The organism is Methylobrevis pamukkalensis (genome assembly GCF_001720135.1).
GTDB lineage: Bacteria > Pseudomonadota > Alphaproteobacteria > Rhizobiales > Pleomorphomonadaceae > Methylobrevis > Methylobrevis pamukkalensis.
Map to the genome: position 1 here is coordinate 1 of NZ_MCRJ01000067.1, position 24518 is coordinate 24518.

Consider the following 24518-nt stretch of genomic DNA (forward strand, 5'->3'; position numbering starts at 1 on the left):
GGGCGGGCCGCCGGCGAGGGCAAACAGCCGGTAGTCGGCACTGGTGCGCGACACCGACGACAGTTCGCCGCCGAGGCCGAGCAGTTCGCCGTTGAGGGGCATGCCGGAGAGGTGGGCGCCGACGACCGCCACCTCGATCCGGTCCCTATCCGGAGCAGGGGCGGACGTTGCGGAGGCCACCTCCGGATCGGGGATGAGGCTGACGTGGGCGGCGACCACCTTCCAGCCGGCCGTTGTGCGCGCCCAGGTCTGCATCTGCCGTCCCAGCTTGCTGGCGGTGGAGGGCCGGCGGAACAGCGTGGAGGCGACCGCGAAGTCGCGGCCGTAGCTGGTGATCACCGTGCGGTCGAGCGTGCGCTCCAGCCCGGAGGAACTGCGGCCGGCGCGGAAGGCGGCGATCTCGGCAAAGCCGTAGAGATTCTCGCCGCCGCCGTAGCGGATCGTGGTCGGCGCGTTGAAGAACAGCGCGTCGAGCGTGTCGACGTCGTTGGCAATCAGCGCCGCCTCGTAGCGGGCGAAGGCCTCCGCCACTTCGGCGCGCACCTCGGGAATGTCGATCTCCGGAATGTCACTCAAGGGACTGGCACTCTCGGGACTGGCGCTCTCGGGGGTCATGCGGGGCTTTCCTTCTTGTTGACGAGGCGGGGCAGCGGATGCTCGAAACTCTGGCGGCCGGCCTTCCAGCCGGCGCGGGCCTGGGCGATGCGGGCGACGGCGTCGGCCGGCGAGACCGCGTCGAGGAGGACGAGGTCGGCGGGCGCGCCCGGCACGACCCGGTGTTCCTCGCGGCCGATCAGCCGGGCGGCGTCCGTGGAGACCATGCCGAACACCCGGGCAAGGTCGGCCGTGGTGCCGACCTGCGCGACATTGGCGTAGAGATTGGCCATCCGCATCAGGTTGGCGTCGCCGAAGGGCGTGAACGGATTGAGGACGTTGTTGGTCGCGATCGAGGTCGTCACCCCGCGCGCGGCCAGCCGGTGGGCCGGGGCAACGCCGCGCGGCACCAGATGGTCGCGGTCGCGGCCGGTGAGATAGAGGTCGGTCGCCGGCAGCACGGTCACGGCGACGCCGGCCTCGGCCAGTCGGTCGGCGGTGCGCTCCAGCCGCGTCGTCGGCAGGGCCGAAAGCTTGGTCGCATGGCCGACCGCGACCCGGCCGCCATAGCCGCGCATGGTCGTCTCGGCGATCACGTCGTCCAGCGATCCGCCCGCCGGATCGAGGTCGAAATCGAGATGGAAGTCGAGATCGACGCCATGGCGCGTGGCAAGGTCGAACAGCCGGCGGATCTGCGCCTTCGGATCGGTGTCGGTGTAAGGGCAGCCGCCGAGCAGGTTGGCGCCGGCTTGCAGGGCTTCGTCGAGCAACGCCTCGGTGCCCGGATCGTTGGTCAGGCCCTCCTGCGGGAAGACGCAGATCTGCAGGTCGATCAGGTCGGCGAAGTCCTGCTTCAGGGTGGTGATCGCGTCGAACGAGGTGAGGCCGATGCGCGGGTCGATCTCCACATGGGTGCGCATCGCCGTGGTGCCGGCCATGATCGCCCGCTCCAGCACGGCCCGCCCGCGCGCCGTCACGTCCTCGCGGGTGAAGCCGCGCTTGGCGCGCCCGGTCTCGGCGATCGCCTCGGCCAGCGTGCCTTCGCACAATTGGCAGCGGTCGGCGATGCAGGCCTTGTCGAGATGGATGTGGCTGTCGACGAAGCCGGGAAACAGCAGGCCGCCGTCGCACAGGAACTCCGGCGCGACGGCGTCGATGCGCGGTGCGATCGCGGCGATCCGGCCGCCGGCGATCGCCACATCGACCGGATCGGGATGCTCCGGCGTGCGCGCCTGCCGGAAGATCAGGTCGAACATGCCGGCCTCCGCGCGCATGCGCCCCAACGAAGGCGGCCTTGCCCCTGCCGCCGTGCGATGGCAGGAAGACCCGCGCGCGGTGTGCCCGGCAGAGGACCGGACAGCGCGCGGCGGGAGAATGCGGCATGACCATCAGGGCAGTGGCCTGGGACATCGACGGCACGCTGGTCGACAGCGAGCCGCATCACCACGACGCGCTGCGGCGCGTCTCGGCCCGCTACGGCGTGACGGTGGCGCCCGTCGATCCCGAGCATCTCGGCGTCAGCATGGACGCGGTCTGGGACTATTTCCGCGGCTCCTATCCGGAAGACCTCACGCAGGACGTCTGGCTGGAGGAAATCGTCACCGAATATCTTGCCGGGGTCACGGCCCTGACGCCCTTCGACGGCGTCGTCGCGACGATGGAGGCGCTGAAGGCCGCCGGCATCCGCCAGTGCTGCGTCTCCAACTCCTACCGCCGCATCGTCGATGCCAATCTCGCCGCCCTCGGCATCCTGCATCTGATCGACTTCAGCGTCAGCCGCGACGATGTGTCGATCGGCAAGCCCGATCCCGAGCCCTACCGTCTCGCCTGCGAGCGCTTCGGCCTTGCCCCGCAGGAGGTGCTGGCGGTCGAGGACAGCCGCACCGGCGTTGCCTCGGCCAAGGCGGCCGGCCTCGTCGCGATCCACATTTCCGTGGACCTTACCGACCGTGCCGACGTCCTGCGCCATGCCGGGATTGCAGCGGCCGACTGAAGCGGAGATCGCAAGGTTGTGGACGGTCACGGCAGCGTCTCGGCGACGACGGTCTCCGTGGCGCCTGCCGGCAGTCCGCTCGCGCCGTGCAGCGCGGCGCCGAGCGCGGCAAGCCTGCCGTCGGCAAAGGCGGGGCCGATCAGGGTGACGCCGGCCGGACGGCCGTCGCTGCGATAGCGGCCGGGTACGGCGAGCGCCGAGAGGTCGAGCAGGTTCACGAAATTGGTGTAGGTGCCGAGCCGGCTGTTGGCGGCGACGGGCTCGGCCGCGATCTCCTCGAGGGTGCAGATCGACGGCGCGGTCGGAACGACCAGCAGGTCGATCGCCTCCCACACCGGCGCGGTCTGGCGGCGCAGGTCGGCAAGCCGGTAGAAGCCGCGGAAGGCGTCGGTGGCGGTGAGGCCGAGCGCCTTTTCGGTGATCGCCAGCGTCACGGGATGCACGTCGTCGCGGTTGGTCGCCAGGAACGGCTCCAGCACCGCGTGGCGTTCGGCGACCCAGGCCCCCTCGTAGAGCAGGCGCGCCACCTCGAAGAAGGGCGAGAGGTCCACGGGCGTGAAGGTCGCGCCGAGCGCGGCAAGGTCGGCCAGCGCCGCGTCGAAGGCGGCCTCCGCGATCGTGTCGCCGAAGAAGATCCGGGAGGTGGCGTCGGGGATGCCGATGCGCAGGGCAGATGTGTCCGTCGGCAGGGCCGCCGCGAAGGGCCGCGAGTAGGGATCGGCCGCATCGAAGCCGCCGATCACGGAGAACACCGCCCAGGCGTCGGACACGGTGGCGGCGAAGACGGAGATGCAGTCGAGGGTGCGGCAGGCGGGCAGCATGCCGGTGGCGGGCACCGCGCCGACCGTCGGCTTCAGGCCGACGATGTTGTTGAGCCCGGCCGGTACCCGGCCCGAGCCGGCGGTGTCGGTGCCGAGAGAAAAGCCGACGAGGCCGTGGGCAACCGCGACCGCCGAGCCCGACGACGAGCCGCCCGGCACGAGGCTCGGATCGCAGGCATTGCGCGGCACCGGATAGGGCGTGCGGACGCCGACGAGGCCGGTCGCGAACTGGTCGAGGTTGGTCTTGCCGATCACCAGCGCCCCGGCCGCCCTGAGCCGGGCGACCGCGACCGCGTCATGGGCCGGCCGGTAGGCATAGGCCGGGCAGGCCGCCGTGGTCGGCAGGCCGGCGACGTCGATGTTGTCCTTCACCGCGCAGGGAACGCCCCAGAGCGGGTAGAGCGCCGGATCGAAGGCGGGCAGGGCACGGGCGGCCGCAACCACCTCGGCCTCATCGAACAGCGCGATGAAGATGCCGGGATCGTCCACCGCCGCGATCCGGCGATAGACGTCGCCGACCACTTCGGCCGGATCGAGGCCCGCCGCATAGGCTCGGCGCAGGCTGGCGATGTCGAAGTCGAAGGTCGGCATGGGTCCTCGTGTCGCTCGGGCCCGTCTCTGCCGGGCCATGTCGTGTACCGGCGCTGCTGTGGCGCGCCGGCAAAGTCGTCACACATCTCTTATACCGGGCCGATCCCTGTCGCGCTCAGCTGCCGGCGAAGCTTTCCACATAGTCCTCGGCGGCGTCCTTCACCCGGATGATGTGCTCGCGCATGGCATTCTCCGCCTCGTCGCGCTCGCCGCGCAGGATCGCCTGCACCACCCGGTCGTGCTCGGCATAGGAATGGGCGAGGCGGCCGATGTTGCGGAACTGGGCGCGGCGGAACGGCTGCAGCCGCAGCCGCGTCGAGAGCGTCAGCTCGGCGATGTAGCTGTTGTGGGCCCCCGCATAGACGGCGTTGTGGAAGGCCTCGTTGACCTCGTGATAGCGCTGCGGGTCGGAGGTGCGCACGAGGTCGCCGAAGGCGCCGTGCACCCGCTCCAGATCGCGCCGCTCGGCCGCCTGCATGCCGACCGCTGCAAGGCCCGCGCACACGCCCTCCAGCTCGGCCATCGCCGTGAACAGCTCGGTGAAGCGCGTGGCCGAAAACGGCGAGACGACGGCGCCGCGATGCGGCCGCAGTTCGACGAGACCGCTGGAGCCGAGCTGGCGCAGCGCCTCGCGCACCGGCGTGCGCGACACGCCGAAGCGGGCGGCGATGCGGGCCTCGTCGAGCGGCGTTCCGGGCGCCAGCTCGCCGCGCATGATCTCGTCGGCCAGCTGAAGCCGCAGATCCTCCGTGCGGGTCCTGCCCTTGCGCCGGATGGCCGGCCGCTCCGCCTCGCCGATCGTCTCTTTCGCGCTCGTCGCCCGTCTTGCCATGTCCGCCTTCAGCCTGCCCGCCCGCCTTCAGCCTGCCCGCCTTCGGTTCGTCTGGCCACCGGGGCGCTCGTGATCCCGTCCGCCGCCAGCTGGTGGGCGACGCGCAGGGCAATGTCCTCCCGCCAGGCCGGGGCGATCACCTGCACGCCGATCGGCAGGCCGGCGCCCTCCAGCCACACCGGCACCGCCACCACCGGCAGGCCGACGAAGGAGATCGGCTGGGTGAAGATGCCGATGTTGGCGCGGGTCGGCAGTTCCTCGCCGTCGAGCACCACGGTCTTCGTGCCCGATTTCGGCGCGTGGAAAGGGGTTGCCGGCGCGAGGATCACATCGACCTCCTCGAAGACCTTGCGCATCTCCTCGCGGAACCAGGCGCGGAAGCGATGGGCGGCCACCACCCAGGCCGCCGGCACGAAGCGCCGGCGATGAAGCGCGAGCGCGTGTCCGGATCGTAGTCGGCAGCCCGGGTCTGCAGCTGGCGTAGATGCAGCCCGGAGGATTCGGCATTGGTGATCACATAGGCGGCGCCGCGGGCGCGGCGGGCTTGCGGAATCTCGATCTCGCGGGTCGCGCCGAGCGCGCGTGCCACGAGATCGACCGCGGCGGTCGCTCCGGCATCTGCTGGCGGCGGAAATAGCCGCCGGCGACCGCGACCCGCAGGCCCTCGGCGCCGCGGGACAGTTCCGGCAGGGTCGGCAGAACGGGCATGCGGGCCTGCCATTCGTCGCGCGGATCGTCGCCCTGCAGCACGTCGAACACCAGCGCCAGATCCTGCGGCGACCTTGCGATCGGGCCGAGGTGATCGAGGCTGGCGACGAAGGGATAGGAGTTGACCCGGCTGAGCCGGCCGAAGGTGGGTTTCAGGCCGTAGAGCCCGCAGAAGGAGGCCGGCACGCGGATCGAGCCGTTGGTGTCGGAGCCGAGCGAGACCGGCACCATACCGCCCGCGACGGCGCCGCCCGACCCGCTCGACGAGCCGCCGGTCATCCGGGTCGGATCGTGCGGGTTGAGCGCGTTGCCGTCGTGGGCATTCTCGCCGGTGAAGTCATAGGCGTATTCGCCCATGTTCAGCCCGCCGAGCAGCAGCGCCCCGGCGCCGGCCATCCTTGTTACCAGCGCGGCGTCGGCGGTGGCCGGCGGCAGTTCGCGGTTGATCTTCGAGCCCGCGCGCGTCGGCAGGCCCTCGATGTCGAACAGGTTCTTGACCGCATAGGGCACGCCGGCCAGCGGCGGAGTCTCGCCCTTGGCGATGAGCGCATCCACGGCGTCGGCCTCGGCAAGGGCGCGGGCGGCGGTGACGTCGGTGAAGGCGCGCAGGCTCTCGTCCTTCGCGGAGATCGTCTCGATCGCGCGGGTCGCCATGTCGCGGGCCGACACCTCGCGCCGGGTGACGGCGGCGACGATGTCGGCGGCGGTGCCGTTCAGAAGGTCCATCGGCATCGGGTCAGGCCTCGAAGCGGAAGGCCGGCTCGACATGGACGTCGAGCGGGAAGTCGAGCAGATGCGCGGCGATCTTCTGCGTGTTGATCATGTTGGCGACCACCGTCGGCCGCCAGGCCGGATCGATCTCGATCCCCATCACCGTCGCCATCATGTCCACATAGGCGTTCGCATCGAAGTCCTCGGTCATGCCAGCTCCCTGGTAACGGCGGCCTGCAGGTTCGCAAGCGGCGCGGTCCAGCCGACGATCGCCCCCTGGGCCCGGATCATCGCCATCGCCGCCGCCTTGAACTCCGCGAAGTAGCTCTCGGTCGCGTCCTCGATCAAGAGATTCTCGAAGCCGCGGTCGTTGGCCTCGCGCATGGTGGTCTGGACGCAGACCTCGGTGGTCACGCCGGCGAACACCAGATGGGTGATGCCGTGGCGGGCGAGGATGTCGCCGAGTTCGGTGGCATAGAAGGCGCCCTTGCCCGGCTTGTCGATCACATGTTCGCCGTCCACGGGCGCGCATTCCTCGACGATGCCGTGGCCCGGCTCGCCGTGGATCAGCACCCGGCCCATCGGCCCCGCGTCGCCGATCCGCAACGTGGGTTCGCCGCGCAGGCGCTTGGCGGGCGGACAGTCGGAGAGATCCGGGCGATGGCCCTCGCGGGTGTGGATCACCGGCCAGCCGTTGTCGCGGAACACCTTCAGCAGGCCGGCGACGCCGGGCAGGATCGCCTGCAGCCGCGCCACATCGTTGCCGAGCGTCTCGCCGAAGCCGCCGGGCTCGACGAAATCGCGCTGCATGTCGATGACGATGAGCGCCACCCTGTCCGGCGGGAAGGCATAGGGGAAGGGGGCGGCGTCGACGGTGATCATGGGTGGAAGCTCCGGAAGAGCGCGGTGGGGCGCCGCTCGGACGACGGGAAACCAGAACGGCGCAGGGAGGCCGAAGAACCCCTCTCGAAAATCGGCCTTCCGTCCTGGCGAGAGGTCGCGACAACAACGGCCTTCGCCATCATCGTCCCCTCTCCCCCTGTGGGAGAGGGACAGGGAGATGGGTGAGCGACACGGAGCGCATTCGCCGTGCCCACCCCCACCACCTTCTCGAAGCCGAACACCCTCATGGCCGCCTCCTCAGTGATGGCCGGCCATGGCCTGGCCGATGGTGTTGCGGTCGGTCTCGGTGGTCTTTGCCACATAGGTGATCTTGCCCTCGGACATCACCGCGACCCGGTCGGCCAGCTCCAGGATCTCGTCGAGGTCCTCGGAGACCAGCAGCACGGCGGCGCCGCGGTTGCGCTGGTCCATGATCTGGCCGCGGATCTCGGCGATGGAGGCAAAGTCGAGGCCGAAGCAGGGGTTGGCGACGATCAGCACGTCGACCTCGGTCGAGAGCTCGCGGGCAAGGATCGCGCGCTGGACGTTGCCGCCCGAGAGATTCTGGATCGGCTCGTCCGGGGAGGGCGTCTTGACCCGGTAGGCGGCGATCAGCTCGCGCGCCTTCGAGCGCATCGGCCCGGGCGACAGCCAGCCGCGTCCCTTGGAGATCGGCGGCTGGTCGAAGGAGCGGAAGGCCAGATTCTCGGCGACCGACATCTTCGGCACCGCCGCGTTGCGCAGCGGCTCCTCCGGCAGGCCGAACACCTTGAACTTCGCCATCTTGCCGCGCGTCGGCTCGTAGGGCTTGTCGTGGACGAAGAAGCGGCCGTTGGTCAGCTCGCGCTGGCCGGACAGGGTCTCGATCAGCTCCGACTGGCCGTTGCCCGACACCCCGGCGATGCCGACGATCTCGCCGGCGTGGATCTTGAGGTTGACCGCGTCGACCGCCGGCAGGCCGTCGTCGCCGTCGGCGCAGATGCCGGCAAGGTCCAGCACCACGGGTTTCGCCGTGTGGGTGACCCGGGCGGCCTGCTCGCGCAGCTTCATGTCGCCGATCATCATCCGGCTCATCTCGGAGACCGGCACGGCGCCGGTCATGCCGCCGCGACCCGCTGGCCTCGGCGCAGCACGGTGAACTCGTCGGCAAAGGCGGTCACTTCGCGGAACTTGTGGGAGATCATCAGGATCGTCAGGTCGCCGGCATCGGTCATCGTGCGCAGGAGACCAAGGATCTCGTCGGCCTCGCCGGGGGTCAGCACCGAGGTCGGTTCGTCGAGGATCAGGAATTTCTGGTCGAGATAGAGCTGCTTGAGGATTTCCAGCTTCTGCTTCTCGCCGGCGGCGAGCGAGGACACCGGCACGTCGAGCGGCACGCGGAAGGGCATGCGGTCGAACAGGGCGTCGAGCGCCTTCTTCTCCGTCTTCCAGTCGATCACGGCCGGCACGTGGGCGCGGGCGATCACCAGATTTTCCGTGGCCGTGAGCGAGGGCACCAGCGTGAAATGCTGGTAGACCATGCCGATGCCGAGATCGCGGGCGATCTTCGGATTGGCGATGTCGGTCTCCTTGCCATCGACCAGCACCGTTCCGCGGGTCGGCTGGTAGAAGCCCATGATGCATTTCACCAGCGTCGACTTGCCCGCGCCGTTCTCGCCGAGCAGCGCGTGGAACGAGCCGGGGCGGACGTGATCGACACGTCGCCAAGCGCGACGAGCGAGCCGAAGATCTTGGTCATGCCGATGGTCTCGAGACCGATCGCGCGCCTGGCCGGCGCCTCTGACACCGCTGCAACTGCCGTCATGGAGAGACCTCGCCTTCGAGTGAGGAAGATGGGCTGGATGGATGGGCCTGCGCGCGCTGCGCGATGATCGCCACCGGGCCGCCGCCGTCCGGCCCCTGGTGTTCGGCGCCGCCGGACACGAAGATCTCCGCATGGCCGACGAGGCCGGCCAGCGCGCCGGCCACGAAGGCCCGCGCGTGGCGGGTCGACGAGATGTCGGAGTCGTCGAGCATGGTGTGGCGCAGGCGCGCAGGGTGCCGCTGGTGCCGGCCTCCGCCTTGGCGAGCAGCGCGACGAGGCGGCCGCGGTCGCCGGCCGGGATCTGGCCGAAGCCGCCAAGGTCAAGGCGGCCAAGGGCGGCGCGCACCGGCTCCACGTCGATCTGGTCGGCCATCACCGCGTGGTCGACGACGAGCGGCCCGGTCCACGCGGCGCTCATGCCGAGCACGACCACCTCGTGATCGAGAAGCTCGACGCCGCCGGACGTGCTGGCGCGGCCCGACCACAGGGTCGTGTCGCGGCCGATCACGTCGTCGGTGACGCGGGCCGCCTCGATCTCGCCGAGCGCGATGGCGACGCCGAGCGCCGAGGCGCCGCGCGACAGGCCCATGGATTTCAGCGTGTCGCGGGTGGCGACGGTCTGCCCGCGCGCCTCGGCGTCGCGGACGCGTCCGGCGGTCAGCAGCGGGCACTTGATCTGCACGAAATGCACGTCCGCCGGGTCGTCCAGCCCGGCATCGGCCATGGCGGCGCGCACGGCGTCGGCCACCATCAGTGCCTGCGGGCGGCGGCCGAGATGCTCGAAGGGCAGGTCCGGCGAGCGGGCCGAACCGACGGCAAGCGCCGGAGACGGGGACGAGGCCGCGCTCTCGCGGCGCTCCAGCACCAGCATGTGCGGCGACAGCGCGCCCTCGGTGCCGCCGGACATCACCATCGACACCCGGGCCAGCGCGTCGTCGCCGAGATGCGGCCTTAGAGCGTCGGTCAGGGCGCGGACGGCGAAGGCGCGGGTGAAATCGTTGACGCAGCCGTTGCCCTCGGTCTTGCCGAGAATGCCGACGATCCCGGCCGGCGCGATCCGGCCGGCCTCGATCGCCGCGCTCAGCCCCGACACATCGTCGGGAGCCCGCATCGCCAGCCTGTGGACGTGGGCCTGCCGCATCTCAGGCGATCCCCGCGATGAAGGCGTCGGAGGTCGCCACCGCACCGAACACGCCGCCCTGCATCTTCACCATGTCGAGGGCCGCGAGATGGTTCTCGAGCTTGGTCGCGGCGGTGCAGTCGGACAGGAGCAGGCACTCGTAGCCGCGGTCGTTGGCGTCGCGCATGGTGGTGTGGACGCAGACGTCGGTGGTCACGCCCGTGAGCACGATGTTGCGGATGCGTTTCGTCTGCAGCACGAGGTCGAAGTCGGTGGCAAGGAACGAGCCCTTGCCGGGCTTGTCGATGATCGCCTCGCCGGCGATCGGCTGCAATTCCGGAATGATCTCCCAGCCCGGCTCGCCGCGCACGAGGATGCGGCCGCACGGCCCCTGGTCGCCGATGCCGGCGCCGATCCGCTGCGAGCGCCAGCGCTTGTTGGCGGGCAGGTCCGAGAGATCCGGCTTGTGGCCCTCGCGGGTGTGGATGACGGTGAAGCCCTTTTCCCGCACGGCCTCCAGCAGCCGGGCGATCGGTGCGATCGGCGCGCGGGTCAGCGCGATGTCGTAGCCCATGCTGTCGACGTAGCCGCCGGGGGCACAGAAATCGACCTGCATGTCGATGACGACGATCGCGGTATTCTCGGGCCGCAGGTCGCCGTCGAAGGGCCAGGCATAGGGCTCCGAATCGATGGTCCGCCCGCCGGGGACGCGGACGGCCTCGATGCGCTCGTCGAGGGAGGCGGTCATGGATGGGGCCTTTCGATCAGCGTTGCGCGCGTCCTGCCGTGGCGTTCACCCCTCTCCCTGTCCCTCCCCCACAAGGGGGGAGGGGACGCAGGATTGCACGTCCGTCCGCAATGCGACGCTTTGGTTCGGCGAGAGGTCCGAGGGGACACGGCCCTCGCCTTCATCGTCCCCTCTCCCCCTGTCGGAGAGGGACAGGGAGAGGGGTGAGCGGCAAGGCTCGGCCTTCCCACAACCCCTGGAGAAAGCGCACTCCGCACGATCACTCCGCCGCCTCCTTCTTCGCGCTCTCGCCATACATCCGCGTCGGCGCCGGGAAGCCGCAGCTCGTGCCGTCGGTCACCCTGACCTCGTCCTCCCAGGGCAGCCGGTAGGTCCCCGCCACCATGTCCTGCATGAAGGTGTAGGGGCAGTCCTGCGCGCCGCCCTTGACCGCGACATAGCCGCGGTGGCCGAACTGGTAGATGTTGTTTTCCACGCCCCAGTGGATCCGCGCCTCGCGCACGAGATCGGGGCGCACCTCCGCGGTGATGATCTCGTCCGCCCGGCCGGTCTCGCCGTGGGCGATCACCGTGCCGTCGAAGTTGACGATCATGCCTTCGCCCATGGAATCGAAGCTGCCGTCCGAGCCGCACATGCAGACGTTGGCGGTGACCATCAGGTTCTGGAAGGCGTTGGCCTGGTTGGTGAAGCGCCAGCTCTGCCGGATCGGCGCGGTGTAGCCGGCGGTGCGCAGCATGATCTCGGCGCCCTTGTAGGCGCACTCGCGCGCCATCTCCGGGAACATGCCGTCGTGGCAGATGATCAGCGCGATCTTCGCGCCCTTCGGGCCCTCGATCACCGGAATGCCGAGGTCGCCCGGCTCCCACGGCTCGACCGGCACCCAGGGATGCATCTTGCGATAGTAGAGCTTGACCTCGCCCTGGTCGTCGATGATCAGGCCGGTGTTCCACGGATAACCGTCCGGGTTGTACTCCATGATGGAGAAGCAGCCCCAGATCCGGTTGTCGATGCAGGCCTTCTTGAACGCCGCAACTTCGGGCCCGTCCATCCGGCACATGATCGCCGGGTTGGTGTCCATCGACAGGCCGTGCAGCGCGTATTCGGGAAACACGACAAGATCCATCGTGCCGAGGTTGCGGCGCGCCTTGCCGACCATCTCGACGATGCGGGCCGTCTGCGCCGCCAGATCCTCCGGTGTCACGACCACGGGCAGCTTGAGCTGCACCAGACCGAGAACGACGCCGTTCGGCGACTTGTTGAGACCTCCGAGACCATTCATCCTGCCTGCTCCTTTGCGACTGCGGCCCCCCGATATGGCCGTTCGCCCCGATTGACCCTCGGTGTTGTCTGTCCTGCCCCGGATTGCCGGATTGCCCGATGATCGGGTGTGCGGGCGGCGGCTGACCGCCGCCCGCCGGCGTCACTTGGTGATCGACAGCTCTCCCGGCGCGCCCTTCAGCGAGCGCTTCGGCGAGATCGACAGGATCATGATCGCGAGCGTCATCAGGTAGGGCGCGGCGTTGAAGAAGTGGTAGCCGCGCGAGATGCCGATCGACTGCAGCGCCGGGCCGAGCGCGCCGGCCGCGCCGAACAGCAGCGCCGCGCCGAAGCAGGCGAGCGGGTTCCAGCGGGCGAAGATCACCAGCGCCACCGCCATCAGCCCCTGTCCCGACGAGAGGCCCTCGGTCCAGCTGCCCGGATAGTAGAGCGACAGGAAGGCGCCGCCGACGCCGGCAAAGAAGCCGCCCACCGCCGTGGCGAGGAAGCGCACGACGTTGACGTTGACGCCGAGCGCGAGCGCCGCCGGCGCGCTGTCGCCGGTGGTGCGCACGATCAGGCCGAGGCGGGTGTTGCGGAACCCCCACCACAGCACGATCGCCAGCACGATGCCGACGAGGAACAGCGGGTTGACGTCGAGGGCCTGGCGGACCTGCGGATCGTCCGACCACCAGCCGAGCGAGATCGACGGCAGGCGCGGCGCGGCCGGCTGGATGTAGGCCTTGCCGAAGAAGAAGGCGAGGCCGGTGCCGAACAGCATCATGGCGATGCCGACGGCGATGTCGTTCACCTTCGGCAGCTTGCAGATGAAGCCGTGGATGGCGCCGAACATCATGCCGGCGATGCCGGCGACGACCACGCCGAGCCACGGCGAGCCGGTCTGGTAGGAGATGGCGTAGGCCGACATCGCCCCGAACACCAGCGTACCCTCGAGCCCGAGGTTGATGCGCCCCGACTTCTCGGTGAGGCATTCGCCGAGGCTGACGAACAGGAAGGGCGTGGACACGCGGATCGCGCCTGCGATCATCGCGAAGAGAACCGTCGTAAAGCCGGCATCGTCACCCATCACGTCGTTCCTTTCGGTTTGAAGAACGGCAGGCGGCCGTACATGGTCTCGCTGACGAGCAGCACGAGGAACATCATCCCCTGCAGCACCAGCACGGTGGCGTCCGGCAGGTCCATGCGGCGCTGCACGAGACCGCCGGAGGAGGCGATGCCGCCGAGCATGATCGCGACCGGGATGATCGCCAGCGGATTGTGGCGGGCGAGGAAGGACACGAGGATGCCGGTGAAGCCGTAGCCGGCGATCAGCGAGGCGTTGGCCTTGCCGTGGATCGCCGCCACCTCGAAATAGCCGGCGATGCCGGCGAGCGCCCCGGCGAGGGCGCAGGAGACCAGCACCAGCTTGCCGACCGGCAGACCCTGGCCCTGGGCGGCGCGCACGTTGCCGCCGGTGAGGCGGGCGGCAAAGCCGAAGGTGGTGCGGTTCATCAGCACCCAGACGAGGAGGCAGGCGATGACGCCGAAGGCGAGGCCCCAGTGCACCGAGGTGCCCGGGATCGGCCCGATCATGTTCTCCGCCCCGATCGGCGCCGTCGACGGCTTGTTCGGGTCGGAGGGATCGCGCAGGGCGCCCTCGACGAAGAAGTTCAGCACCGACGTCGCGATGTAGAACAGCAGCAGCGAGGAGATGGTCTCGTTGATGCCGCGGTAATGGCGCAGCCAGCCGACGAAGCCGATCCACACGCCGCCGGCAATGGCGGCGGCGAGGAACATCGCCGGCATGACGAGGACATTCGACGCGATCGGCACCAGCGGGATCGCGATCGCGCCGGCCGCAAAGCCGCCGAGGATCAGCGCGCCCTCGCCGCCGATCACCACCATGCCGAGGCGGGCGGGAATGGCGACGCAGAGCGCGGCGAAGATCAGCGGCGAGGCGCGCACCAGGGTGTTCTGCCACGAAAAGCCGGTGCCGAAGCCGCCGCGCCAGACGAGGGAGAAGAATTCCACCGGCGACTTGCCGACCAGCATCAGGAACAGCGAGAACAGCGCCGCCGAGGCGACGAGCGCGAGCAGCGGGATCACCACGAATTCCGACGAGCGGCGAAAGCGGTCGAGGTATTCGCTGTACATCAGACCCTGCCGCGCGGTTGGTTCGATCGAGGCTTCGGCCATGGCACACCTTCGGCGTGATGGGAGCGGACGTGATTGGGACGGAACGGACGTGCCGTCCCGAACGGCGCGGGCGGCGCCGGCCGCCCGCTGCCTGTGTCTGCGGCGACCGGGTCGCCGCCGGCGTCAGGTCACCGAGCGACGACGCCCTCGATGAGATAGTCGGTCTGGTCGAGCGCGGGATCGTAGTTGTCGAGGGTGGCGCCGGCGGCAACGAGGGCCGAGCCGTCCTGCTTGCTGATCGGGCCGACGAAGATCGGCTTGCCGGCCGTGACCTCCGCGCGGGCCGTGTCGGCCGCGGCGATCGCCGCTTCCGTGGCGCCGGCGCCATAGGCGGTCGACTGCACGAAGTCCTTGTCGAAGCCGCCGCCGATGAAGTTCGGCAGCGCCTCGCCGGCGCCGACCTTGGCCGCGTAGTCCTTGTAGATCGTCGACCACTTGTATTCGGCGCCGGTGATGAAGCCCTTGGGCGCGAGCGGGGCCTGGCTGGCGTTGTGGCCGCAGGTCTTGATGCCGCGCCCCTCGGCGGTCTCGATCACCACCTTCGGACCGTCGACGTGGCAGGTGAGCACGTCGCAGCCGGCGTCGATCAGGGCGTTGGCGGCCTCGGCCTCGCGCACCGGCATCGACCATTCGCCGGTGAAGATCACCTGGACGGTGGCGGCCGGGTTCACCTTCTTCACGCCGAGGGTGAAGGAGTTGATGTTGCGCAGCACGGTGCCGATCGGCTTGGCCGCGACAAAGCCGAGCTTGTTGGTGGTGGTGGAGAGGCCGGCGGCGATGCCGTCGACGTAATGCGCCTGATCGAGATAGCCGAAGTAGCTGCCGGCATTCTTCGGGTCGGCGTCGGTCCACAGCGGCGCGGCGTGGCGGAACTGCACGTCCGGATACTTGGCGGCCATCTCGAGGACGAAGGGCTTGTAGTAGCCGAAGGAGGTGGCGAAGATCAGCGACGCGCCGTCGAGGTTGATCATCGATTCCATCGACTGCGAGACCGACACGGTCTCCGGCACGTTCTCTTCTTCCACCACCGTGACGCCGGGCACCTCCTTGAGGGCGGCCGCGGCCACCGCATGGGCCTGGTTCCAGCCGAAGTCGTCGCGCGGGCCGACGTAGAGGATGCCGACGGTGATGTCGGCCGCGAAGGCGGAGCGGGTCAGGAGGCCCGAGGCCGACAGGCCGACGAGACCTGCGGCCGTGCCCTTCAGGAAGGATCGGCGGTCGAAATGGCGCTTGATCATGATGTGAGCTTCCCCTCGGAAATTCCTCGCCCGGAGCTGGTCGCGGGCGGTCGGTGGCTTCGACGGTGGCTGCCTGCGGGTGGCGGCCGGCGCTCGCCGTCCTGCCATCCCTCCCTGTCGCCGTCGCGGCTGCCGATGGTGATCGCAACCGTCGTGCCAGATGGCGCGAAGCGGGATGCCGTGCCGGGGTGTCTGAAAAAAAATTCAATAAAATCAGAAGTATGAAGTTTGGCTGGGGTGGGGAGACGGGGACGAAGCGGGCGCAACAGGGCGTCCTCGACGCGTCATGGGCGCCGATTGCATACAATGGCCGTATTGTTGATCATTTCTTAGGCGAAAGTCATACTGCCTGTGCCGGGTGCAGAGGCAGATCGCCGTCCGGCCATCGATCAGGCCGGTTCCTTGCGCCGAAAATCATAAGTCGCATCAAGCCGTGCGGCGAGATAGTCGGCGCCGGTCACCGGCGCATATTTCGCCGGTGTCTCATCGCTGGCGCAGCCGGGCAGACAGGCGACCAGCGCATCCGGATTGGGGTCGAGGAAGAAGGCGACCGAATAGCGTTCCCGGCCCCCCGCGTTCAGCACCCGGTGCGGGGTCGAGACATAGACGTCGTTGGTCCAGCGCATCAGGCAGTCGCCGATGTTGCAGACGAAGGCCCCGGGTATCGGCGGCGCCTTCAGCCAGGTGCCGTCGCGGCGGCGCACCTCCAGCCCGCCGACGTCGTCGGTCATCAGCAGGGTGATGTTGCCGTAGTCGGTGTGCTCGCCGGCGCCGAGCTGGCCCTCCTCCGCGCCCGCCGGATGGGGCGGATAGTGCAGCAGGCGCAGCACCGCCATCGGCTGGTCGAGCTTGTCCTCGAAGAAGTCCGGGGCAAGCCCGAGATCGACGGCAATCGCCCGGTGCAGCAGCCGGCCGACGGACCAGGCCGCGTCATAGTAGCCGCGCATGGTCTCGGCAAAGCCGGGCAGGTCCGGCCAGACGTTGACGCCGCGAAACGGCTCGCCGCCGAGGATGCGCGGATCGTCCGGGGACAGGTCGAGGCCGATGTTGAAGGCCTCCTTCAGGTCGGCGGGCTTGGCACTGTCGAGCTTCTCGCCGAGCAGGCCGACATAGCCGCGGTTGTGCGGCGAGCGCTCGATCGACAGCGGCGCCTTGTCGGCGCGCGGCAGGTCGAAGAAGGCGGCGGACTGGGTGAACACGTCGGCGAGCAGATCCGGATCGATGCCGTGGCCCGAGACGTAGAAGAAGCCCGGGCCGCGGGCGGCGGCGCCGATCTCGGCCGCGACCATGGCAAGGGCCGCCGGGTCATCCGCGCCGACGAGCGCGGACAGATCGATGATCGGCAGACGGTCCATGCACGGCCTCCATGAGCTGGCCGCCAGCATATCCCCGCGGCGGACCGGCGCAAGATGCTGCGGTGCACGCCGTCCTGCCCCGGACCGAGATGGCGGCCATGTCCACGATCGGACCGGATCGAGGCGCTTCTCAGCGGCGTCTCGCCCGCATAGGATCGCAGGATGAACGATGCCGATCCCTCGACCCCGAAATCCGGCGGCGACGAGCCCGCCGGCGGCGTGCTACCGCTGACGCGCCAGCAGCGGCTGGTCGAGCTTCTCGCCGAGCGCGGCCAGGTGACTGTCGCCGAACTGGTGACGCTGTTCGAAGTGTCGCGCGACACGATCCGCCGGGATCTCGACCTTCTGGAGCAGCGCGGCCTTCTGCTGCGCACCCATGGCGGCGCGGTGCGCAACGATGCGCTGGTGCGGGTCGACAGTTCCATCGCCCAGCGGATGGACGCGCAGGCCGATGCCAAGCGCCGGATCGGCGCGCGTGCGGCGGCGCTGGTGCGCGACGGCGAGACGCTGATCCTCAACGGCGGCTCCACCACCTGCTATTTCGCCGCGGCCCTCGGCGAGCGCCGCGACCTCACCGTGATCACCAACAACCTGCGCCTGCCGCCTGCGGTTCCGGAGGCAGCCGCCCGGGCGATCCACATCCTCGGCGGCGCCTACTGGGCGGTGTCGCAGGTGACGCTCGGCCCGGTCGGCTTCCCGCAGGTGGTGGGCATCAATGCCGACACCGCCGTGCTCGGCGTCACCGGCATCTCCGACCGCGGACCGTCGATGGGCGTGATCGAGGAGGCAGCCGCGGCCGCGGCGATGATCGATGTGGCGGCGCGCACGATCCTCGTCGCCGATTCGTCGAAATTAGGTGTCACGGCCTTCGCGGCGGTTGCGGGGTTTTCCCGGATCGACGTCATCGTCACCGACGCTGAACCGCCGCCTGCGATCACGGCGGCCCTCGCCGCGGCGGGGACCCAGTTGCTGATCTGCTGACCTGACGATTTCGGCGAGGCCTCCTGCACGGGGCGGTCCCGGCCACTGCGACGACGAACCGATGCGCGACGCGGACACACCGGCTTCCGGCGCCATTCCTGACCGTGACACTGCTCCGTGGCGGCCGAGCCGGCGGACGGTCGTCCTCGCCTCGCTCGGCGCTGCGTTCCTGCCGGCGACCGCCGCGGCCTCCGACACGGGCGCGGCGTGTCCGCGGCTCGTCCACGTGCTGCTGCGCGGCGGGATGGACGGGCTGGCCGCCGCCGCGCCCCTGTTCGAGCCGCGCCTTCGAAGCCTCCGTCCCGATCCGGAAAACGCCGCCCTTGGGCGTGTCGTCGACGGCTTCCGTCTTCACCCGGATCTCGCCACCTTCGCGGCGCTGGCCGGCCACGGCGAGGCGCTGGTTGTCCATGCGGTCGGCGGGTCTCGGCCCGGCCTGTCGCATGCGGAGGCGATCGAGGCCCTGGAGACCGGCCGCGCCGACCCCGGAAACGGCGGGGACGGCTGGCTTGGCCGGCTCGCGGCGCTGTTGCGGACGAACGGCGCGGGCGGGGGCGCGCTTGCGGCCGGCCACCGGCCGCCGCCGATCCTGCGCGGCGCGTCGGCCCCCACGCATCTGCCGCCGTTCGCCGGCGCAGACGCACCCTTTGCGGCAACGATGAACGCGATCGGCACGCGGCTGGCGGCCGACGCCGATCTCCGCATCGCTTCGGCCGCGTTGCGGGATGGGATCTGCACACCGGGCGGACCTGGCCGGCTGTGCGCGCCGCCCGGCCCTTCGCCGATCTCGACGACGGCCTCGCCAGCCTGCGCGCCGCGCTCGGGCCGGTCTGGCGCGACACCGTCGTGGTGATCGCCACGGAATTCGGCCGCAGCCTCGCGCGCAACAGGGCGGGCGGTACGGACCACGGCCATGGCTCGGCGATGCTGCTGGCCGGGGGCGCGCTGCGGGGCGGGCGGGTGGTCGCCGACTGGCCGGGTTTGGCGCCGGAGCCGAACGGCGGCGGACTTCTCGCCACCCTCGACCGCCGCGCGGTGCTGAAGGGCCTGCTGCGCGATCACTTCGGGATCGATGACGGGTGGCTCGATACCGTGATCTTTCCCGACAGCCGGGCCATCCGGGCACTGGACGGGATCATGGCCTGACGCAGATCAGTCCGGGCGTGTGCCGCCTCGAACACGAGGCTGGCCGCGCCGACCACGCCGGCACGGGCGCCCAGCGCGGCGGGCACCACCGGCGTGGCGCAGTAGGCCGGCATCGCCTCGCGCTCGATCGTCGCGGTGATCCGCGTCGCCATCAGGTCGAGGGCCGAGCCGAGGCCGCCGCCGACCACGATCCGCTTCGGCGCATAGAGATGCAGAAGATTGGCAAGGCCGATGCCGAGCACGTGCCTCGGTGTCCAGCAGCTGCAGGGCGTCGACGTTGCCGGCACGCGCGGCCTCGACGACGTGCCGCGCCGTCATCGGGGCTCCGCCTGCGCAGGCACCAAGGCTCGGTGCCTGCCCCGATCCGATCAGCCGGTTGGCATGGCGGGCGAGCGCGGTGCCGGAGGCCATGGCCTCGAAGCAGCCGGTGCGGCCGCAGGCGCACGCTTCGCCCCCGGTCGAAAGATCGGGCGAACGGGCAACGACCATGTGGCCGATCTCGGCGGCCAGACCCCGGTGGCCGCGCAACAGCCGGCCGTCGGCAATCACGCCGCCGCCGATGCCGGTGCTGACGGTGACGAACACCATGGACCGCGTGCCGCGGCCGGCACCGAAGCGCCATTCGCCGAGCGCGGCGGCATTGGCGTCGTTGTCGACATGGATCGCAAGCCCGAGGCGCGTGCGCAAGAGCGCGGCGAGCGGCACGTCCCGCCAGCCGGCCAGCATCGGCAGGGCCAGCGCGACCCCGGCCTCGGGATCGGCGGGGCCCGCCACGGCAACCCCCGCGCCGGCGAGGGGATGGGCCGGGAGGGCGGCAACCAGCGCCTCGATCTGGCCGACCACGGCGTCCGGCCCCCCCTTCGCATCGGTCGGCAGGACGGCGAAGGCGATCACCTCGCCGGTCGCGGCGACGATCGCGGCGCGTAACTCCGTGCCGCCGAGGTCGATGCCCAGCGCGAGAGGGCTGGCGTGCGCCGTCACGGCGCGGCCCGCGCGCCGGGGATGACTTCCGTGAGAAAGGCAGCGACGGCCGCGCGAAACTCCCCAAAGTGGCGCTCGCGGTCCCGGGCCTTGGAGGTGATCTCCGTGAAGCGGGCGCGCGGCAGGAGCGCCGCCAGGTCCCGGGCAAGGCCGAGCGGATGCACCGCATCCACCGCGTTGCCGAGCACGAGGGCCGGCAGGTCGAGCGCGGCGATCGTCTCCCGGCTGACCCCCGGCCCATCGGCGGCGATGTCGCCGAGCAGGTCGGCAGTGAGAGCGGCGTCCGCTCGGGCAAAGAAGCCGAGCAGCGAGGCGAGGTTGTCGGGCGCGGAGATCGCAAGCTCACGCGCCGTCTGTCCGGTCTCGAAGCGGGCGCGTGCCTCCTCCGGCGGGGCGGCGCGCAGGCAGGCGGCGACCTCGGCGAAGGGCGCCATGTTGGCCGGGCCGGGCCGGTCGACCCAGGCCGGACGGGCGATCACCAGCGCGGTGACCCGGTCGCGGTGGCGGGCGGCGATGTCGAGCGCGATCGCCGCGCCCATCGACATGCCGCCGACCACGAAGCGGTCGATGCCGAGGGCATCGCAGGCCGCGATCACGTCGTCGGCGAACAGGGCGATCGAGAAGGGCCGCCGGCTGCCTGCCTCCGAGCGGCCATGGCCTCGGCATTCGAGGGTAAGCCGGCGCACGCCGGTCATTGCCGGAAAGAACTCCGCGACCTGGAAGCGGTCGGCGCCGAGGCCGTGCTGAAAGACCACCGGGAAGCCGCTGCCGGTGTCGACGAGACAGAGCTCGGCGCGTCGCGGGCCAAGGTTCGTACCGGGTCAAGCGCGGTCATGGCGTCAGCCGTTCGGCAAGGAACCGCGCGACGGCGGGGGCTTCCGCTGCCTCCAGCCCATGGGTGACCACCGGTCCGTCGAAGCCCGCGTCGCGCAGCCGGGCGAAAAGATCGGCAAAATCGACGACGCCATGGCCGGCCGTGACGAACCGGCCCGCCGCGTCGCGGTCCTTGGCGTGAGCCATCGAGACATGCGGCCCGAGCTTGTCGACCGCCGCGGCGACGATGGCGCGGGCGGTGTCCCGGTCGGCCTGTTCGAACAGATTGGCCGGGTCGAGCACGATGCGCAGCCGGGGCGAGCCGATCTTGCGCAGAAGCCGCAGGGCCGCGTCGGCGTCGGTGACCACATTCGCCTGCTCCGGCTCGATCCCGAGGTCGACGCCGGCCGCCTCTGCCAGCGCCACCGCCTTGCCCATCTCGGTCACGAGGTCGGCCCAGGCCTCGGGCCGGCTGTTGTCCGGATGGTGGCGCCACTGGTCGTCCGGATCGCGGGTGCCGGTGCAGAGGGTGACGAGCGGGATCGACAGATCGCGGGCGACATCGAGCGCCACCGCGAGCCGGCGCATGCCGTCGGCCCGCACGGCCGAGTCCGGGTGGATCATGTTCCAGGTCGCCGACAGCGCGGCGATCGACACGCCGGTGGTGTCCACCGCGGCGGCGATCGCCCGTCGTGTCGCCGCATCCACGGCGCCTGGCATCGCCGGCAGGCCGGCGCAGGCCATGTTGAACTGGACGCAAGCATAGCCGGCGTCACGGGCAGCCGCGAGCACCAAGGTCGGGTCGCTGCCGGGGAAGGTTTTCGCAAAGATGCCGAGCTGCATCAGACCGCTCCGGTCATGGCGGCGACCGCGACCGCCCGGCCGCTGCGCGCCGATTCCGCGATGGCCGCCATGGTCTTCACCGAGGCGACGCCGTCGTCGATGTCGGCGCCGCGCATCGGCGCGCCGTCGAGGATCGTCGCCGCGAAGCCTTCCAGCTGGCGGCGGAAGAAATGGCCGTCGGCGCCGAGCGGCCGGCGGGTCGTGGCGTCGCGCTCGTCGAAGATCTCGACGTCGCTCGCCTTGAAATACCAAGGATTGTAGGTCTTTGCGATCACCGAGCCCATGGTGCCGTAGAGCTGGAAGCCCTCGTGCCAGTCCATGCGCACGGCGACCGTGAGATCGAGATGGCCGAGGGCGCCGCTGGCAAAGCCGGTCTCCACGAACCAGCACCACATGCCGGCCCGCTCCCGCAGCCGGGCCCGCACCTCGGTGATCTCGCCGCAGAGGAAGCGCGCCGTGTCGACCAGATGGCTGCCGTGGGCGAGCATGAAATAGCGCCGCTTGTCCGCCTTCGGATCCTCGGCGGGCCTGCGGGCCAGCACGCTGGTGACGGGCAGCGGCTGGACCGCGTCGGTCATGGTGTAGCGGTGGGTGCTGTCGCAATACCAGGCCTTGAGCGCGATGACCTCGCCGAGGCCGTCCCGCACGAAATCGCGCGCGGCCTCGAGGCCGGGATCGAAGCGCTTCATGTGGCCGACCTGATAGACCCGGCCGCAGCGCCGCACCGCCGCGCGCAGATGCTCGGCCTCCTCCACGGTCACGCCGGCCGGCTTTTCGCTCAGCACATGCTTGCCGGCCTCCAGCGCGCGGATCGATGCCGGCACGTGGAACGGGTCCGAAGTGGCGATGATCACCGCGTCGAACTCGGGGTCGGCGAGCATCGCGTCATAGTCGGAAAACTGCCGGGTCGGCTGAAAGGTGGCGCCCATCCGCGCCAGCAGGTCGGGCGCGGCGTCGCAGATCGCATGGAGCTCGGCGTTGCGCGCCTTCACGCAGGCTTCCAGATGCGCGAACTGGGCAATCGGCCCGCAGCCGAGAATGCCGACCTTCAGCCGGCGCGCATCCGTCATGCCTGTCTCCCGAGCATTTTGCGTCTTTTGCCGATAATAGCGCATGAAGCAGCATAAACGCAAAGACAATGGCGCATGAAAAAGCAGTACACGCGGCCGCGCCCCAGAGACCTACAGGAAGGTCGACATCATCTCCGGGCTCTCCTCGAGCGCGTGGGCCATGAAGTCGAGCGCGCTGCGGATCTCCTCGCGGCCGGCCGGGCCGCCGAGGCAGACGCGCACCGCTTCCGGCGGCGTGTCGCCGACGGTGAAGGCGTCGCTCGCGACGACGCCGATGCGGGTGGAGCGCATGTGACCGACGAAGGCCGAGCGCGTCCACGGCGCCGGCAGGGGCACCCAGAGATGGAAGCTGAGCGGATCGGCCATGAAGCTGCCGGGCGGCAGCAGTTCGGTCGCGAGCTTCTGGCGGGCGCGGGTCTCTGTGCGGATGAAGCGGAGCAGGGCATCGGCGGTGCCGTCCTCGATCCAGCGGGTGGCGAGCGCCACGGTCAGCGGCGAGGCCATCACGGTCGCGCTGCGCAGGGCGGCCGAGAAGGGAAAGCCCGACCTCGTGTCGGGCACGATCACATAGGCGACGCGCAGGCCGGCGCCGATGCATTTGGCAAGGCCGGCGACGTGCCAGGTCAGGTCCGGGGCGATCGCCGCGAACGGCGCCGGGCCGTGGGTCGGCACGAAGCCGTAGGCGTCGTCCTCGATGATCGGCAGGCCGCAGCGTCGGGCCGCGGCGACGATCTCGATGCGGCGGCGTTCGGTGACGGTGCGGGTCGTCGGGTTGTTGAAGGTCGGGTTGAGATAGAGCGCCTTCGGCTTGTGGCGCTGGCACAGCTCGCACAGCGCCGCGACGTCGATCCCTTCCTCGTCCTCGGGAATGCCGATCAGTGTCAGTCCGATCTGCGCGGCGAGCGAGCGGATGCCGGGATAGGTGATCGCCTCGGAGAGGATCGTGTCGCCCGGCCGGGCGAGGGTGCAGAGAATGCCGAGCAGCGCCGGATGGGCGCCGGGGGTCACGAACAGCCGCTCGTTGGAGGGCACCAGCGCGCGCCGGCTCAGCCAGTTGGAGGCGGCGTCCTTCGCCTCGCGCGAGCCGCCGAAGCCCTGGTAGCGCAGCAGTGCGACCAGATCGCGTCCGACGGCATCAAAGCCCTCCTGCATCCGGTCGAGGAGTTCGGGATCCTCGGGCTCGGGCGGCAGGTTCATCGACAGGTCGACGAGTTCCGGCCGGCGGGAGGGCGCGGGCCGGGGCCGCCGGGTGTGGGCGGTGACGAAGGTGCCCTGGCCGACGCGGGATTCGATCAGGCCGCGCTTCTGGGCCTCCACATAACCGCGCGCGACGGTGGTGAAGTCGACGTCGAGCCGGGCGGCCAGCTGGCGCTGCGGCGGCAGGCGGTCGCCGGCCGCAAGGCGCCCGCCGGCAATGTCCGCGGCGATCGCGTCGGCGATCGCCAGATAGCGCGGCTTGTCGCGCTGGCTGAGATCCGGACTCCAGTCCGCCATCGCTGCCCCGTGTGCTCCATGGTCCGATGTCGTCCGCGGCCCAGGCCCGCGGGAATCGCCGGGCAAGTATTGACTGGGTATTGTTGCATTTCGAGCGGAATTTCCGCCCTGCCCAAACTTTCCGCGCGCCGTGTCGCCGGTCTGGCCGCATACTTCGAGGAAGGAGATCGCCGCAGCGTTCGCGGCGAGAAGACGCGGGACGCTTGCCGAAGCCATTGTAATGACAGCGTAAAGCCATCCGGCGCTCGTTGTCCCGGATCTCTGGTTCGGCTCGGCTGCGAGCGATGCAGGCCCGGATGCCGCTGAAATGGCTACGTGCTTTTGCCTGATCCTTGATCAT

Annotated in this window: 20 protein-coding genes and 6 pseudogenes; 4 read left to right on the forward strand and 22 right to left on the reverse strand. The window is 70.3% G+C overall.

The features are described 5' to 3' along the window. The 3 genes and pseudogenes from A6302_RS26165 to A6302_RS12095 all read right to left on the reverse strand — a co-directional run. The coding region (locus tag A6302_RS26165) for an allophanate hydrolase-related protein (RefSeq protein WP_425349159.1) at positions 1–180 on the reverse strand (180 nt) is incomplete at its 3' end. Between the two features lie 3 nt (positions 181–183). After that, positions 184–615, reverse strand: a pseudogene (gene hpxZ / locus A6302_RS12090) (oxalurate catabolism protein HpxZ); the annotation flags it as partial. After that, positions 612–1850 carry an amidohydrolase family protein gene (locus A6302_RS12095; RefSeq protein ID WP_069307265.1) on the reverse strand — a complete coding sequence of 413 codons (1239 nt, stop codon included), beginning with the start codon at positions 1848–1850 and terminating at the stop codon, positions 612–614. The pseudogene hpxZ and the gene A6302_RS12095, both read right to left, overlap by 4 nt. 125 nt (positions 1851–1975) lie before the next feature. Here A6302_RS12095 and A6302_RS12100 point away from each other — a divergent pair, with 125 nt between their 5' ends. Next, positions 1976–2587 carry an HAD family hydrolase gene (locus tag A6302_RS12100; protein WP_069307247.1) on the forward strand — a complete coding sequence of 204 codons (612 nt, stop codon included), beginning with the start codon at positions 1976–1978 and terminating at the stop codon, positions 2585–2587. Positions 2588–2643: 56 nt separating this feature from the next. Here the strand turns inward: A6302_RS12100 and atzF are convergent. The 13 genes and pseudogenes from atzF to A6302_RS12165 all read right to left on the reverse strand — a co-directional run. Further along, a pseudogene (gene atzF, locus A6302_RS12105) lies at positions 2644–4038 on the reverse strand (allophanate hydrolase); the annotation flags it as partial. A gap of 76 nt (positions 4039–4114) precedes the next feature. Then, on the reverse strand, positions 4115–4831 hold the full coding sequence (locus tag A6302_RS12110) for a GntR family transcriptional regulator (protein WP_069307249.1): 717 nt from the start codon (positions 4829–4831) through the stop codon (positions 4115–4117). Positions 4832–4839: 8 nt separating this feature from the next. Beyond that, positions 4840–6265: pseudogene (locus tag A6302_RS12115) on the reverse strand (AtzE family amidohydrolase). A gap of 10 nt (positions 6266–6275) precedes the next feature. Next, on the reverse strand, positions 6276–6461 hold the full coding sequence (locus A6302_RS12120) for a DUF4089 domain-containing protein (RefSeq protein WP_069307250.1): 186 nt from the start codon (positions 6459–6461) through the stop codon (positions 6276–6278). Further along, the gene (locus tag A6302_RS12125) at positions 6458–7132 is read right to left on the reverse strand and encodes a cysteine hydrolase family protein (protein WP_069307251.1); all 675 of its coding nucleotides are present in this window, start codon (positions 7130–7132) and stop codon (positions 6458–6460) included. Before A6302_RS12125 ends, A6302_RS12120 begins: the two co-directional genes overlap by 4 nt. Before the next feature lie 258 nt (positions 7133–7390). Then, a pseudogene (locus tag A6302_RS12130) lies at positions 7391–8936 on the reverse strand (ABC transporter ATP-binding protein). Beyond that, positions 8933–10077 (reverse strand): annotated as a pseudogene (atzD, locus tag A6302_RS12135) (cyanuric acid amidohydrolase). The pseudogenes A6302_RS12130 and atzD overlap by 4 nt, the downstream one beginning before the upstream one ends. Position 10078: 1 nt before the next feature. Then, positions 10079–10804 (reverse strand): biuret amidohydrolase, encoded by a 726-nt coding sequence (gene biuH / locus A6302_RS12140; protein ID WP_069307252.1) that lies wholly within the window; start codon positions 10802–10804, stop codon positions 10079–10081. Between the two features lie 259 nt (positions 10805–11063). Continuing rightward, a complete protein-coding gene (locus A6302_RS12145; protein ID WP_069307253.1) occupies positions 11064–12083 on the reverse strand; it encodes a formamidase in 1020 nt (339 codons plus the stop codon). Between the two features lie 141 nt (positions 12084–12224). Beyond that, entirely contained in the window at positions 12225–13148 is a 924-nt protein-coding gene (locus tag A6302_RS12150) for an ABC transporter permease (protein ID WP_069307254.1), read from the reverse strand. Further along, positions 13148–14257 carry an ABC transporter permease gene (locus A6302_RS12155; protein WP_069307255.1) on the reverse strand — a complete coding sequence of 370 codons (1110 nt, stop codon included), beginning with the start codon at positions 14255–14257 and terminating at the stop codon, positions 13148–13150. The genes A6302_RS12150 and A6302_RS12155 overlap by 1 nt, the downstream gene beginning before the upstream one ends. A 128-nt stretch (positions 14258–14385) precedes the next feature. Continuing rightward, positions 14386–15495 (reverse strand): BMP family ABC transporter substrate-binding protein, encoded by a 1110-nt coding sequence (locus A6302_RS12160; protein WP_069307256.1) that lies wholly within the window; start codon positions 15493–15495, stop codon positions 14386–14388. Between the two features lie 389 nt (positions 15496–15884). Next, positions 15885–16850, reverse strand: coding sequence for an isopenicillin N synthase family dioxygenase (locus tag A6302_RS12165; RefSeq protein WP_069307257.1), 966 nt, complete (start codon positions 16848–16850; stop codon positions 15885–15887). Between the two features lie 162 nt (positions 16851–17012). Here A6302_RS12165 and A6302_RS12170 point away from each other — a divergent pair, with 162 nt between their 5' ends. From A6302_RS12170 to A6302_RS24520, 3 genes are all read left to right on the forward strand, one after another. Then, a complete protein-coding gene (locus tag A6302_RS12170) occupies positions 17013–17831 on the forward strand; it encodes a DeoR/GlpR family DNA-binding transcription regulator (protein WP_069307258.1) in 819 nt (272 codons plus the stop codon). A gap of 61 nt (positions 17832–17892) precedes the next feature. Continuing rightward, the gene (locus A6302_RS24515; protein WP_069307259.1) at positions 17893–18684 is read left to right on the forward strand and encodes a DUF1501 domain-containing protein; all 792 of its coding nucleotides are present in this window, start codon (positions 17893–17895) and stop codon (positions 18682–18684) included. Then, positions 18591–18977, forward strand: a complete 387-nt coding sequence (locus tag A6302_RS24520; protein ID WP_069307260.1) for a DUF1501 domain-containing protein — start codon at positions 18591–18593, stop codon at positions 18975–18977. Before A6302_RS24515 ends, A6302_RS24520 begins: the two co-directional genes overlap by 94 nt. On the opposite strand, the gene A6302_RS25760 is transcribed toward A6302_RS24520, so the two are convergent. From A6302_RS25760 to A6302_RS12205, 6 genes and pseudogenes are all read right to left on the reverse strand, one after another. Next, positions 18890–19264 (reverse strand): ROK family protein, encoded by a 375-nt coding sequence (locus A6302_RS25760; protein WP_342586263.1) that lies wholly within the window; start codon positions 19262–19264, stop codon positions 18890–18892. The genes A6302_RS24520 and A6302_RS25760 overlap by 88 nt on opposite strands. Before the next feature lie 16 nt (positions 19265–19280). Further along, positions 19281–19958 (reverse strand): annotated as a pseudogene (locus A6302_RS25765) (ROK family protein); the annotation flags it as partial. Continuing rightward, on the reverse strand, positions 19955–20713 hold the full coding sequence (locus tag A6302_RS12190; RefSeq protein ID WP_083255722.1) for an alpha/beta fold hydrolase: 759 nt from the start codon (positions 20711–20713) through the stop codon (positions 19955–19957). The gene A6302_RS12190 and the pseudogene A6302_RS25765, both read right to left, overlap by 4 nt. Positions 20714–20789: 76 nt before the next feature. Beyond that, a complete protein-coding gene (locus tag A6302_RS12195; RefSeq protein ID WP_069307262.1) occupies positions 20790–21614 on the reverse strand; it encodes a sugar phosphate isomerase/epimerase family protein in 825 nt (274 codons plus the stop codon). Next, positions 21614–22684, reverse strand: a complete 1071-nt coding sequence (locus A6302_RS12200; protein WP_069307263.1) for a Gfo/Idh/MocA family protein — start codon at positions 22682–22684, stop codon at positions 21614–21616. Before A6302_RS12200 ends, A6302_RS12195 begins: the two co-directional genes overlap by 1 nt. 111 nt (positions 22685–22795) lie before the next feature. After that, the gene (locus tag A6302_RS12205; RefSeq protein ID WP_069307264.1) at positions 22796–24178 is read right to left on the reverse strand and encodes an aminotransferase-like domain-containing protein; all 1383 of its coding nucleotides are present in this window, start codon (positions 24176–24178) and stop codon (positions 22796–22798) included. Positions 24179–24518 lie beyond the last annotated feature (340 nt).